11 protein-coding genes and 3 pseudogenes are annotated in these 13911 nt (G+C 39.9%); 4 read left to right on the forward strand and 10 right to left on the reverse strand.

All coding sequences use genetic code 11. The features are described 5' to 3' along the window. Nucleotides 1-12: 12 nt before the first annotated feature. Together HWQ43_RS07630 and HWQ43_RS07635 are read right to left on the reverse strand one after the other, a co-directional pair. Nucleotides 13-822, reverse strand: coding sequence for a TPM domain-containing protein (locus HWQ43_RS07630; RefSeq protein WP_292731847.1), 810 nt, complete (start codon nt 820-822; stop codon nt 13-15). Between the two features lie 392 nt (nt 823-1214). Continuing rightward, nucleotides 1215-2225 (reverse strand): annotated as a pseudogene (locus HWQ43_RS07635) (IS630 family transposase). Nucleotides 2226-2353: 128 nt separating this feature from the next. Here HWQ43_RS07635 and HWQ43_RS07640 point away from each other — a divergent pair. The 3 genes from HWQ43_RS07640 (at nt 2354) to HWQ43_RS33740 (ending at nt 3066) form a co-directional block, all read left to right on the forward strand. Beyond that, nucleotides 2354-2623 carry a DUF2281 domain-containing protein gene (locus HWQ43_RS07640; RefSeq protein ID WP_292731849.1) on the forward strand — a complete coding sequence of 90 codons (270 nt, stop codon included), beginning with the start codon at nt 2354-2356 and terminating at the stop codon, nt 2621-2623. Beyond that, nucleotides 2623-2838, forward strand: a complete 216-nt coding sequence (locus HWQ43_RS33735) for a type II toxin-antitoxin system VapC family toxin (protein WP_366932798.1) — start codon at nt 2623-2625, stop codon at nt 2836-2838. Before HWQ43_RS07640 ends, HWQ43_RS33735 begins: the two co-directional genes overlap by 1 nt. Before the next feature lie 87 nt (nt 2839-2925). After that, the gene (locus tag HWQ43_RS33740) at nt 2926-3066 is read left to right on the forward strand and encodes a PIN domain-containing protein (protein WP_366932799.1); all 141 of its coding nucleotides are present in this window, start codon (nt 2926-2928) and stop codon (nt 3064-3066) included. A 40-nt stretch (nt 3067-3106) separates the two neighbouring features. Here the strand turns inward: HWQ43_RS33740 and HWQ43_RS07650 are convergent, their stop codons facing one another. The 3 genes from HWQ43_RS07650 to HWQ43_RS07660 form a co-directional block, all read right to left on the reverse strand. Further along, nucleotides 3107-3646 carry a DUF948 domain-containing protein gene (locus HWQ43_RS07650; RefSeq protein ID WP_292731851.1) on the reverse strand — a complete coding sequence of 180 codons (540 nt, stop codon included), beginning with the start codon at nt 3644-3646 and terminating at the stop codon, nt 3107-3109. Nucleotides 3647-3657: 11 nt separating this feature from the next. Further along, the gene (locus HWQ43_RS07655; RefSeq protein WP_292731853.1) at nt 3658-4008 is read right to left on the reverse strand and encodes a YtxH domain-containing protein; all 351 of its coding nucleotides are present in this window, start codon (nt 4006-4008) and stop codon (nt 3658-3660) included. A 507-nt stretch (nt 4009-4515) separates the two neighbouring features. Further along, nucleotides 4516-4851 (reverse strand): hypothetical protein, encoded by a 336-nt coding sequence (locus HWQ43_RS07660; RefSeq protein ID WP_292731855.1) that lies wholly within the window; start codon nt 4849-4851, stop codon nt 4516-4518. Nucleotides 4852-5626: 775 nt separating this feature from the next. Between HWQ43_RS07660 and HWQ43_RS07665 the strand changes: the two genes are divergently transcribed. Next, on the forward strand, nt 5627-6619 hold the full coding sequence (locus tag HWQ43_RS07665) for a zinc ABC transporter substrate-binding protein (protein ID WP_292731857.1): 993 nt from the start codon (nt 5627-5629) through the stop codon (nt 6617-6619). A gap of 130 nt (nt 6620-6749) precedes the next feature. On the opposite strand, the pseudogene HWQ43_RS07670 reads toward HWQ43_RS07665, so the two are convergent. The 5 genes and pseudogenes from HWQ43_RS07670 to HWQ43_RS07690 form a co-directional block, all read right to left on the reverse strand. Next, a pseudogene (locus HWQ43_RS07670) lies at nt 6750-7223 on the reverse strand (GrpB family protein); the annotation flags it as partial. Between the two features lie 112 nt (nt 7224-7335). Then, nucleotides 7336-7833: a DUF427 domain-containing protein gene (locus HWQ43_RS07675; RefSeq protein ID WP_292731877.1), complete on the reverse strand. Its 498-nt coding sequence runs from the start codon at nt 7831-7833 to the stop codon at nt 7336-7338. Nucleotides 7834-7942: 109 nt separating this feature from the next. Further along, entirely contained in the window at nt 7943-9526 is a 1584-nt protein-coding gene (locus HWQ43_RS07680; RefSeq protein ID WP_292731859.1) for an HlyD family efflux transporter periplasmic adaptor subunit, read from the reverse strand. 87 nt (nt 9527-9613) lie between these two features. Next, on the reverse strand, nt 9614-12625 hold the full coding sequence (locus HWQ43_RS07685; RefSeq protein ID WP_292731861.1) for a peptidase domain-containing ABC transporter: 3012 nt from the start codon (nt 12623-12625) through the stop codon (nt 9614-9616). Between the two features lie 814 nt (nt 12626-13439). Beyond that, nucleotides 13440-13748: pseudogene (locus tag HWQ43_RS07690) on the reverse strand (DUF4114 domain-containing protein); the annotation flags it as partial. Nucleotides 13749-13911 lie beyond the last annotated feature (163 nt).

The raw sequence follows: 13911 nt of genomic DNA on the forward strand, positions 1-13911 counted from the left end.
CTAACTACTCACTCATAACTCATTACTAGAAGAAGACCGACTGAAAATAGGAGATAGGTAGGCAACCAAGACGCCAATGAGAAACCCAGAGATATTGCGAACTAAAGGCAACCAGTCGCTTGTACGCGTTACAACTGGCCCAATGCCGAAGGCAATAAACAAGATTCCCCACAAAGGTGAGAAAATTAATGCCCATTGCCAAGCAAAAACTTGTCCTTTTTGGCGGGGTTGAGCTGCAAATCCACAAATCACCCCACCAATAACTGAGGTAATCAAGGTGAGAATCCACTGCTCTCGTGGTAGTCCGGGGACAACATTGCAGCCCCCTTTGAGCAAACAGCCTTTAACCGATTCTAAGGCTTGTAGAATGGCTTGGTCTTCGCCTTGTTCGCGGACAAAATACAAATTACCGAAGCGGGTTTGCAGTTCTATCCAAAAAGTCCGAGGTAAAAGTTCATAAACAGCATCACCAACGCTAAAACTGAGGATGTTACCGCCACGAGAATCAGCAACTAGTAGAATGCTTTTGTCATCCAAACCCCAATATTTGATAACCGCGCGACCTGGAGTGCGGTCATATTGGGTTAAGACTCGCAGTTTCCAGCCCGTGTCGGCTTCAAACTGCTCTAAATCTTTGACAAGCCTTTCTTCTTGCAGCACAGGCAGAGATTTAGCTAAATCTACAACTGGGGTAAAGGTGTCAGGAAGTAACTCAGGATTGTCATAAGCCAGTGCTGGGGAAGAATGCATGACCCAAATTGACCCAGCCAGGAAAAATACTGCAATAGATAATAGAATTCGTCGCCAAAAACAAGATTGCATGGACGTTTTTATACAAATATTAACGGTAAAAGCGAACAAGTTGTTTTAAAAGAGTACTAGAAAAATGATAGTTCTTTACACTTGTTTACTTTACTCTAATCTAAGGGATCAAAGCAAAAGGTTTTTGGGGAGTGTGGAGAATACGTAAAGCAAAATGCTAATTTTGTCAATCAGTTAAAATACTCAAAACATCCTTAATTAAAATAATAATCGGTCTGAGGAGAGGAGAGGAGCCTATAGAAACTAGAATCATCCACCCTCTTTTTAATTATTATCGTCAAAGTTTTTAACAACTGAAAATTGACTAAGCCATAGCGGAGTTCCCCATACAATAAAAGGGGAATGATTAGAGGTGAGAGATGACTATAGCAATCCTAAATCATTTGTGAAAATCAATCATACATAAATATTTTTGGGAAATTAAATATTTCATGGTGAACAGCGAGTTCAAATAAACGCTTGACAATAGTAAAAGATTTACATAGATGATAAAATTCTTTAACAAACTTTTTAGCAGACAACCAAATATCTTCCACTGGGTTTTGTGTCGGGTCATTAGGAGCGAAGCGAATACAAGTAACTTTCCATTCGTTCTCGTTTAGCCCCTGATTTACAGATTTTAAATAATCTTGAAATTCAACTGAACGGTGATAACTAGCTCCATCCCAAATCAAACTAATGCGGCTTTTAGGATATTGAGTAAGCAGGTATTCTACGAATGCAATTGCCGATTTAGAATCACCTTTTTTGAACGGCTTAATTAAAAATTCTTGTGTGTAATAATTCAGTGCGCCTCCATTATGTCTGTCTTTGTCTTTCGTTAAGAACTGGAACTTCAATTCTTTCTTGAGTATTACCCCAAATATAACCACAGATGTCTCCCCACAACAAATGACACTCATCCTCAAAAAATACAACCATTTCTCCAGACACAATCTCACTTTGATGTGCATTGAGCCATGCTGTAATTTCTAGTTTTTTTTTGCTACTAACTCCTCGTCTTTGCGTGGGTTCTTTTTTTGTGTTTTTTTCCAACTTATAGATGCTTCTTTAAATAGGTCATAATAGCTTTGATTTGACTCAAATGCTATATTGAAACTCTCTTCTATGTACTTTTTTAGTTCATTTAAATGCCAGTAATCTTTTTGTTTAAGCCATTCAATCACTGTTTGTTTTTGTTTGCTATCAAGATAACCCCTCGAACCTTGATATTTAAGTTTTAACCCTGCAACCCCCTGTTCCACAAAAATATATTTCCACTTATTGACAAAGCCTAAAGATACGTGCAAAATTTCTGTAATCTGAGAATGAGTGTAACTTTCCATCACCATTTGTACAGCCAGCGCTCGTTTCAATTCTCTTTTATCTGGGTTCCCTTGGATAAAATCTATCAATTCTTTCATATAGGGAGTTGTGTATTTTCTATATTAATTAGATCCAGCTTATCGTTATGTGTAATTTTTCACAACTCATTTAGGATTGCTATAACAAAGAATTATTAATCCAAGAAATAGAAACTTTACCGCCGGAGTTGCTAACAGAAGCACTCGATTTGATCCGTTCTATTAAGGTTAAATATACACAAAAAGAGTTAGAATCAGATACACTTAAAGTTATCTCTTTAAGGGATTCTACAGAAACTTCTACTGATAAAGAGCAACTTACATACCGTCCTGCTTCTGGACGCTCCATCCTTCGACATGCTGGCACTTGGGAAGGTGACGACTTTGAAGAATGCCTTCAAGCAGTATATGCTACCCGTGGTCAAGCTAAATTTGATGACGAAAACCTATTTGAATAATGTATTTACTTGATACAAATCATTGTAGTGCCATTATTTTAGGCGATGCTAATATTGTCCGTCGCGTGAACGAAGTTGGAGAAAATAACATTGCTACTTGCGTAATTGTCCAGGGTGAAATGACATTTATGATGGAAAAATCCCAACGCAAGGAAAATAATCTGGTTCGCTTGACAGAATTTTTAGAAGATATTCGTACATACCACATAACATAAGAAACAGCAACAATTTACGGTCAAATTAAAGCAGCTTTATTCAATAAATTTGCACCCAAAGATAAAAATAAGCGGCGAAAAACTAAAATTGTTGATTTAGGTTTTGATGAAAATGACATTTGGATAGCTGCTATTGCACTGCAAAATAATTTAACTGTTGTTTCCAGTGATAGTGACTTTTTGCGAATTCAGCAGGTGAGAAGCTTTTCGCTGTCATCTTGGGTTTGATTTGTAGCATAGAGCTATAGCTGCATAATTAATATTTTGGTCAATCTTCGTCATCGAAATTTGTTTCCCAGCTAGCAGTGTCGTTGTAACCGTCATTAGCACGGTACACTTCTGCTTTGATTCGGCGATTTTCTTGCTTCAGCACTTCTCGTTCTCGCAACGTTACAGGTGGCTTTTCATTGCTTGGTAAGCGATCGCTCGTGCGCCTTACGGGTTTTTGGCGCGTGAAGTTTTTCCAAGCAGCTTTCGCGCCAATCAAGATGCTGCGCGTACCTACTTGCAAATTTTGAGCCTGAATTCTTGCGCTATCAAGACTTTGGTCAACTTGCTTCACTACTTGACTAGCACTTTTTACACCTTCACTGACATCATCAGTTAAGTCAGTGATTTCTAAGCCAGTCACGCGGATAGCTTCTAAAGTGGGTGGTAACTCCCGCGAGAGAGTATCAAATAGCTTTTCTGCACTGCGAGCTGCGCGTGCTAACTCCTGCAAAGCCGGTATTGCCGCCACTAAAACCGCAGTCAAGCTTGTGGCGACTAAAAGTAAAGAAAGTCCCAACCAAAACAGGGGTTCAATCACGGTTATATCATTTATGAGCGTTCTAATTGCTGGGGAAGCGAATCTGAGTCTTCAACAGATGTTTGTCGCTTTAAGACTTGGTTTTCTCGCTGGCTGGCATCTACACCTGCTGCGATCGCTTCCCGTAATCTATCTAAAGTCTCATCCCAGTTTCGCAGTGCGCTAGCAGAGAGACGATCTGCCTGAATTTGCACACTCATTGATAAATCTTCTGCCAATTCTGGGATAGCATTGGCAGATTTTTTCAAAATTTTACGCGTTTCGCGCCCTGTGCGTGGAGCCACGAGTAAACCGGTCAAAGCACCGATGGTAGCTCCCAGCATCAAACCGCCAATAAATACTCCAGAACGGTTATTAGACATCTTATTGTTTCTCTCCTTACACCCATTTTAGGTGGGTTTTCTCCCCTTGCAAGACTCAACTGATTTTATTCAGTCAATCTATGGTGACAAAATATCAGCCAGAAATGTTGCTTTTATTCATTAATACTAAAAGCATTAATTGCTTATAATTCAAAACTCCCCATATCTCCCAAAGTTTTGATACCTCTGGTGGGCATCTCTTTGGGTTGTGTCTTGAGTAGTTCCGTTCCCTTCTACTGATGGAGACGCTCTTAGTAACAAGCTTTGAGGGTATGGAAAGGGGAAGCGATGCCTGCGGCGGGCTATGCCTACGCTAGAAGTCAATGCACTCTATGGGATCTTACTACGGACTTCTCTGCGTTTTCCCCCGTCAGCCTTAATCATCAATGTTCATCTGAACCTGACATAGAGCAGATTTGAAGTTGGTGAGGTACACAAGCTAATTCTGCTTCCCAGATATAAAGCGTGTTTTACTCCTGAATTCGCAATTCTGAATTCTGCTGTAACTCATTTTGCAGCTGTTCTTTTCCCAGATATTAACTCTAGCTTCAGAAAATAACGCTGCCAAATTTGCCGTCCTAGCAAAAGTAGACTGATAATTTGCCGCACTTGTTGAATTTGTATTTGTAGCGCTTGATTTCTCTGCCGTAAGTTATAAATATTCTGTTGGCTGAGATAAATATTTTCAGGTGCTTTATTCAGTGCTGCATTGGTACAACTTTCATAGGCGGTTAACCTATCTGCTATATATGCTAGCTGCTGCTTAAGTTGCCACACCCGCCAAGCCACATAGAGTAGTGTCAGCGAAATCAGGGTGTTAATTATGACAACTAAAATTACCATTGTTTATCTTGACCAATATTAACTTTGAGGAATTGTTCTATATACTTGATTTGGCTCTTATTGAATGATGAAGAAACTAGAGGATAAAATTTATGGCACAAAGTACATCTGGGTTCTGGCAATAAAAAGTAGTTAGATGATGCTCTAACCAATATTGAAAGACTTTACTAGGTGAAAATTAGTGTAACAAAGGCTGATGGCTAAAAAATCGCCAATTTGCCAATTTTGTAACAATGATATGTCCACACCTCGCAAAACCACAGCTACAATTGCCTTAGATTCACGACTCGGTTTGCGAAATCAACCCGTATGCTCCATAAGCCCCATCATTACTACCTCCGACTTCTTAACTTGATAATCCTAGTCAATTTGGAGCTTTGTGGGATGTAAGCACAATGGTATAGATCCTTCAACAGATGGTGAGAGAACTACACTACCCTCTTTGGATACTCCCCAGCATTGCCTTTATTATTGTGCTCCTACCTCTACCAGTTTTCCAGCCTGTCGTGTGCAGTTAACTAATATTTTGCCTGTAAAAACCTCACTAGTGGTTCACCAACCAAAAATTGCTGGGTGTGGACTGGAGAAACAGATAAGCGAAGCGATCAAGGAGAAAGTCTATTAATTCCTCTTCCATTAACCTTTACCCTTTTCTTTCCCGAAGGCTTCCCCCTCAGCCCTTAACCTCTTCCCTGCTGAAGACTTTCCCCTGGTATTTTACTAATACTTTACCAATAATGATTATCTTTTTTTATACATCCAGTAGGAGTTGAGGATGTCAAAAAAATCACCATTGAATAATTTCTTCCGCACTATTCTTGCGGCCTTGACAATTGGATTTGTTGGATGTGGAAATCAAGCTGTAAGAACTACATTCACTCAGACTAACACCCAGGTAAATGAGAATCTTCCCCAAGTTGTAGCGACTACAAGCGTACTGTGTGACTTAACCAGGCAGGTTGCTGGAAATACAGTTAACCTCACCTGCTTAATTCCCTCTACTGCCGATCCCCAATTTTATAAACCAAAACCGGAAGATCGTAAAGCCATTGAGCAAGCTAATCTTATTCTTTATAATGGTTACAATTTTGAACCAAATCTGATCAAGTTAATTAAAGCGACTAAAAACCCTACACCAAAAATAGCCGTCGCTCAACTGGCAGTGCCTAAGCCACAAAAATTTCAGGCAGGTGGTAAGAATGTAACCGATCCTCATGTTTGGCACAATACCAAAAATGCTATCAGAATGGTGCAGGTAATTAATAGTAATTTGAGAAAATTACCATCTAGTGATGCAGAGGTTTATAGCAGTAATACTAAAAAAATTACCAATGAACTCACTCAACTAGATAATTGGATTAAGTCAAGAATTGCCAGTATTCCTACCAAAGAACGTAAGTTAGTTACAACCTCTGATGCACTGAGTTATTACGCCAAAGCATACCGTATTTCATTGACAGGAGGATTGCAAAGTATTAGTACTAATGAAAAGCTGACAGCAGAACGAGTCAAAAATTTGGCTACAAACATTAAACGGGCTAAAGTCTCAACAATTTTTGCTGAGGTGGAAATTAATCCTAATTTGATTCAATCTGTAGCCAAAGAAGCTGAAGTGAACATTTCTGACAGAAAGCTGTATGCTGAGGGGCTTAGTGAACCAGGAAGCGACGCCGACACTTATCAGAAAATGATGATTGCCAATACACGCACAATTGTAGAAGGGCTAGGAGGAACGTATTTGATGTTTGAAACGAAAGCTGCTAGGTAGCTATAACATCAATTCAGTAATCCTATAAACCGGGTTTTTTGATATTTCAGAAAACTTGGTTTATTAGTCTATCTTTGGAATACAGAATTGGAGTTTTAAATGTTACGGGAGATGGGTAAAAGAGATTGTGTTATTCAGATTTATTCAGTGTCCACCATACCAATGCTTTCTTTTGCATTTCTTTGATGAACCCATCTTTCCCATCCATATATCCGATGATATCGTTAGCATATTGTTTTGCTAACTTACGTTTTAATTCACTATATTTTTGTGCATCTTCGGGATATGCAATCATGTAATCCCGAAATGCTAAGTGTCGTTCTACTTCTGGCTATCTGGCTGTAAAGGTGTGGACATGATGCGTTCTTGTACCTGTTTCATTATCTTTACGAAAGTAGCGGCGAACTGGTATGCCAAACTCGCCCATTACTTCATAACCTAATGCTTCCATACTCAAACTACAATCATCTACTTTGGTAATGTTTTCAACTTCAACCAGCAAATCAATAATGGGTTTGGCGCAGATATGTGGAATTGCTGTGCTGCCAATATGGTGAATAGCAACTACATTTTCACCTAGTGTAAGCGCAACATACTTTGATTCATCGTCGAATTTGCCGTGCTATGTTGGATTATGTGGTAGTACTTCTACTTTCATCTGGATTTAGAAACAACATTCTTGAATTTGAATTCAAAATTTAAAATCCAAAATCGGCTTACCATCCCCAAGTACCAGGAGCGCCTTTAAATGGCCCTACAATATCACTGGTTATCCAACCGCCGTAGAAGTTACCTGGTTGTGGTTGCACCTCTTCGCCATTAACGTAGCATTTATCCATTAAATGAGCATAAAAAGCTACATAGTCCTTCATAGATTCAAAGGCTGGTGTGGGCTTGGGGTAGAACCAGGCAGCATTATGGACTTCTTTTTCACCAACTCGGATTGTGTAGTAACCAGCACTTCCCTTCCATTCACAAAAGCTAGATTGCGGAGTCATCTGTAGATATTCCATTTTGATATCCGCTGGGGGAATGTAGTAAGAAGGAGGATGACTGGTTTCTAAAACACGTTTGGCGCTGTGAGTATCTACAATTACTACTCCGTTAAAGATTATTTGGATATGTTTGGTTGTATCCTCCAAAAGAGGAGGACGGGGATAATCCCAAACTGATTCTTGTCCGGAAGCGGGTTCGATGCGTTGAAAATTAACCATCATTAAGAGTGTTGAGTGCTGAGAGAGGAAAAAGTACTCAGTACTGATGTACTTAGTGAAGTAGCAACTCTCCTTGTGGAGTCACTGCGGTCTTTTAACTCAACCCTCTTTATCGTACCTCTTTAAGAGCATCAACTTGCTTGGTAAACAATTCAGTGAATAAACTAAGCACAGTCCGTTCTTCGCGCACTTTTATATTCGCACTGATGGACATACCTGATTGCAAGTTAACTTTTTTGCCTTTAATCACTAGGGATTGTTTATCTAATGAGACTTTTGCCGGAAATCTGTAAAACTGATGGGTTTGGTCTGGCGGTAATGCATCTGACCCTATCCCAGTCACTTCTCCCTTGATATCGCCAAACTCGCTGTAAGGAAAGGAGTCAATTCTGACATCTACTTTCATACCTTTTCGCACAAACCCAATATCTTTGTTAGTGATGAAAACTTCAGCGATATAGTTTTCATTGGGGACAATTTGCAACAGTTTTGTAGTTGGAGTTGCGACAAATCCAGGATTTTTTGCTTGCAAATCGAAAACTGTTCCAGCTACAGGTGCGTGGAGTTCTTGATATTTAACATTTAACTGTGATTGAGATATTTTACTATTGACATCTGCCAAACGCTGCTCATTTTCCAGCACAACTTTCATGAATTGGCTATCGATTGTGGCAATCTGCTGTTTGTTCTGGGCTATCTTATCCAAAATGTTTTTATCAGAAACAGCCACCGTATTGCTTAACTCTTGTTGTCCTTTTTCTATATCAAACTCAAGGCGTTTCAGTTCCTCACCTAGTTGCGCTACTTCTGCCGTGCGGTTTTGAACTTCTTGTTGCTGATTGAGATACTGAAGTTGAGAAATCCCACCTTCTTCTGCTAATATCTTCAGCTTATTTAAAATCCCCTCTTGAATAGCTAAACTTGATTTACTATCTTCCAGCTTAATTTGATTTTGAACCAGTTGTTTTTTGGTTTTTTCTACTTCCAATCGTGCTGCGGAAGACCGAGAGTCTAATTCCTGTTTGGCAACTCGTAGAAGTTGTTGTTCATCAATTCCTACTCCAGAATCTTGACCAGAATTTTTTAATTGAGTGCGGAATAGCTCATTTTCTGCTACTAATGCTGCTCGACTTTTCAGCAAAAAAGCAGTTTCTTGTGGCAAGTTACCGCGCAAATATAACAGTTCAGATCCATTGGCAGTACTTGCACCCATCAATCGGCGATAAATCTGGTTTTCTTTCATTAATGCAAGGCGAATTTTATTCAAAGAATTTAATTCGGCAACAGAGGCTATGGAATCAAAAGTTAGCAGTAAATCACCTGGCTTTACTTCTTGTCCATCTTTTACATTAACTGTCTTGACCACTCCACTCACAGGAGCTTGAACTTCTTTGACTGTTCCTTGGGGTTTTAATTGCCCGGTTGCTGGCACTACTTGTTCAATTTTTGCAAAATAAGTCCAACCAATACCAAAGCAGGCTAGCCCCACTAGTGTAATCATGATTGTACGCGACCAAATTGGAGATTGGCGCAAGACAATAGATTGCTCAAATTCCTGATTGTTTAAGTTAGTGAAAGACTCTTGAGCAGCTTTCTGTTGTTTTGTCAGTACCTGTGAATCGTGCTTCACTCCATTTTTGTGATTGCCGTTTTTCTGATTGCCGTTGAGGTGATTCCCATTAAGTTGAGTCATAACAATTTTGGGTTTTGGATTTTGAATTTTTTGTAGAGTGGGCAATGTTTCCCGATGCCAAAAACCTTTGCCCTCAAGAATGACTAATTACAAGTTTACATCTTGTTGCTGATACAGGTAATAATAATGACCCTTGGTAGCCATTAATTCTTGATGGCTCCCTTGTTCTATAACCCTGCTGTTATCCATGACAACAATCATGTCTGCATTACTGACGGTATTCAGTCGGTGGGTAATAAAAAATACTGTATCGCCCTTGAATGCTTTGGCTAAGTTGAGACATATTTGGCGTTCTGTGGGATAATCTAATGCGCTAGTTGCTTCATCTAAAACTAATAATTTTGGTCGTTGTAACACAGAACGAGCGATCGCAATTCTTTGTCTTTGTCCACCGGAAAGTGCAGAACCTCGTTCTCCCACCCGCGAGTTGTAACCGTTGGGTAAGTTCATGATAAACTCGTGGGCGCACGCAACCTGAGCCGCTTCGATAATTTCTTCGGTTGTGGCATCGGGATTGGTTAGGGCAATATTTTCCTGAACGCTACCGTCAAACAATAATGTCTCTTGGGGAACTACGCCAATTTGTCGTCGCAACGAATAAAGTTCCACTTTGGCAATATCATAACCATCAATCAAAATTCTGCCGGACTCAGTTTCGTAGAGTCTCAGCAGTAACTTCATCATCGTACTTTTACCAGATCCACTTTGCCCGACAATGCCGACAAATTTCCCTGGCTCAAATTCGAGGTTGACATTAGAAAGTTGCAGAGGGCCACTTGTGCCAAAACGAAAGGAAACATTTTCATATTTCACTGCTCCCTTAATCGTCGGTAAGGGTATATTGTAGCGGTCTGTTTCTCCTTCTTGTGGGGTATCGACAATATCGCTTAAACGCTCTAAAGATAAAGCAGTTTCTTGGAAGCTTTGCCAAAGTTGAGCTAAACGCAATATTGGGCTAGTGACGTAACCCGATATAATCCTAAAAGCAATTAATTCGCCTAAAGTTAATTCTTGTTGCAGTACTAAATAAGCTCCTACCCACAAAACTAGTAAGCTGCTAAGTTTGTTGAGAAAGTTGCTCGTAGAGTTAGCAAGGGTAGAAGTCACAACTGTTTTAAAACCAGCGGCGACAAATCGGGCGTAACGCTCTTGCCAGGAAAAGCGCGATCGCAATTCGATATTTTGCGCTTTTACTGTTTGAATGCCTGACATCACCTCCACTAAATAAGATTGAGTTTCGGCGTTGCGTTCGGCTTTGGCACGTAACTGTCTACTAATGGTGGGAGAAGCAACTAAGGTGATAATCACAAATATTGGAATTGTGCTTAAGCCGACTAACGTGAGTTGCCAACTGTAAATCAGCATCACACCGATATAGACCAGCGAAAACAAAGCGTCTAATCCCACTGTTAAGGCAGTACCTGTGAGGAATTGGCGGATATTTTCTAGTTCGTTAATACGAGTGGAAAGTTCACCCACGGGTCGGCGTTCAAAATAGCGCAGTGGTAGACGTAGTAAGTGGTCGATGATTTCCGACCCTAAACCCATATCGATCCGGTTAGTGGTATCGACAAATAGGTAGGTTCGTAAGGTAGTCAGCACTGCTTCAAATAGCCCGACTACTAATAGCAAAACCCCCAAAATATGTAATGTGCCAATACTATTTTGAGTGATAACTTTGTCGATAATTAACTGAACGACTAGGGGATTTGCCAAGGCTGCCAACTGCACGAAAAAGGAAGCGACAAAGACCTCTATCAAGACTCGACGGTGCTTTGACAAATAGGGCAGAAACCACCGTAAACTAAAGCGTTCTTGAGGTGTTTGGTTGGTAGCAGTCAGCAATAATACCCTAACTTTGGGCGGAAAGTCAGTTGGATCGACATCTAATTGTTCAACCAATTGAGCGGGTTTGCAGCGCACAATTCCTTTGGATGGAACACCCACAACCACAGTATTGGCATCTACTTCATATAAAACGGCAAAATTATCACCGTAGCGAATCAGCGCTGGTGTTGGAATGCGCGTCACTGAAGCGACTGGTAACTCTATCAACTGCGCCTTCAATCCGATTAACTCTGCCAGGTAAGCAGTAACTTGAAACGATATAGTCCCCTGACGTTTGACTTGCTCAGTTAAGATGCGGCGAACTACCTCTCGACGAAACGGCATTTCTAGGTACTTCGCGATCATTTGGAAGCAGGCGAAGGCTGAATTTAGTTCTCCTTTACCGCCAAAAAATGGGTATTTTTGTTTTGACGAATTCTTGGAGTTTTGGGGTGCTGTCTGTGGAACTATTTCGTCTGATGCGTAAGGAATAATCTTTAGGTCGTCAGCGCTATCTCTATCTACTCTGGTTTCAGTTACTGCAAGTTCTATCTCATGACTATCTTCTAAGAGCAAATCTGACGGATGTATACCAAGCAACCGTGCGGGATTTTGACCGATAACCTGAATCTTGTCTCTGTCATCGTCTGATTCTAAGCGATCGCCAGGTGACAAATCCGTGATTGTACCACCGCCACTCACAAACCAAACGCTTTTACTATCCAGTTGGTTGAAGGGAGTTTTTCCGGAAGGGAGATAATGTATTTTCGCCTGTGGTAAGGCTTTTTCTGCCAGTTCTCTGAGATTTAAGGTAGCGATCGCTTGCTTTTGCCAATAGGAAGCGAGAATATCGAAAACTTCTACCAAATAACTGCGGTTCTTCCGAGCTTCCGCAAAAGCTGGGTATGAAGCTAGAAAGCTAAAATATGCTGTTGCACTCAAGGTTAAACATACTACTTCGGTGGAAGCGATCGCTGTTTCACAGGCGATATCGCGCAACAAACCAATTTCACCGATAATTTCTCCAGGTTGCAGTAATTTTAGGGTGATTGGCATTTGCGTCTGGGGGTCGTATCCCAACAGGCGTACTTGTCCCTCATAAATGATGGTGATGCGTTCCGGGAGACTTTCTTTACCAATGATTTTCTGGCCTATGCGATAGCGCCAGGCTTGCAGTTGTTCTGATAGATTAGCGATCGCTCCATCTGGCAACTGCTCAAACCCCTCTAGGGTGGTGAGAAATTCGGGAAAAGTGTTCTTAATATAAGTCATATAAAACGAGTTAAAGTGAGTAATTAAGTCGAAAATATTAGGGAGTATCTCTTTTACTAACAGTGGCAGTGTTTGGTTTTATGCTATGGGTGACAATACTTCTGTGGAATTCAGGTGTTTAAATATCTACCAGCACATAGGTAAGATTAGTCTAATTGCAGACCTGTATTTATATCACACGGTTACGATTGTGATGCGTTTTTCAAAATAAAGCATACTGTATATAGATCGAGGACAAGTTATCACTTGGTTAACGCTACATAATTTATACAAAATTAAAATCAATATTTAGTATTGCAACTATGTAAGATGGATACTCATCATCAAACCAAAACACATAAACGTGGTTGTTCAATTTAGCACCGTATATTTTACTTTATGATTGTCAACATGAAAATATCACAGATGCTTTCCTAAGTAAATACCCTAGTTAAGATTTATGTAATAAAAAAAACTTTAAATTTCTGAATTATTTTTTACAAATTATTGAATATAGGGATTGAGCATATCACTAATGGCGAAAAACAGGAGGTTTCCTGGTTAAACATCACCTATACCTAATTATGAAATAATTCTCCATCACTTTTTTGCTAGTTTAATTTAATAAAAATTAACTGTAAAAGTAAAAGTGAAGATTTTTTTCACCATAGAGGAATCAACTATATAAATTTATAAAGGAAAGATAATAACTGCCTTCAGTAAATTTACTAGTTTAATTAATAGCGAGTCCATGTAATCGCTATGCATAAAATAACCTCACTCCGCAACCGGGACGAGGTTGTATGATTTTGCTAAGTAATTACTCGCCTTTCATCTAGGCAAGATTGACACTCAAATTTACCTGTACAATCACATTGTTGTAATCTTTATCACCACCATTGACTAAATATTCAAAACCAAAGGTGTTATTTCCCAACAGTCGAATGTGATCTACCTTATCTGAGTTAGCACCCAAAAATGCAAAGTAAACATTCCTATCAACATTGCTATTGAGAATTGCATCGGGTTTACCATCTACAATAATAAATGGCGCAAACAAAGAATTCGGCCCGAAAGCAGCGGTATAATTTGCAGTACCTTGGTTGTCCAACGCCAAGTCAATGCCTCCAACACGCCCACGCACAGGGCTTTATTGGCGATCGCATTTACACATCTATCAAGCGGCCACTTGAAGTTATGAACTGCAATTGAAGAAAAACTCAGAAGTCAGAATTCAGGAGTCAGAATGAATCAGTGGGGGATTCAGACCCGCAACTGTTTTGTTTCACCACTAAATATGCAGATTT

The organism is Nostoc sp. JL31, assembly GCF_017114965.1.
GTDB lineage: Bacteria > Cyanobacteriota > Cyanobacteriia > Cyanobacteriales > Nostocaceae > Nostoc > Nostoc punctiforme_A.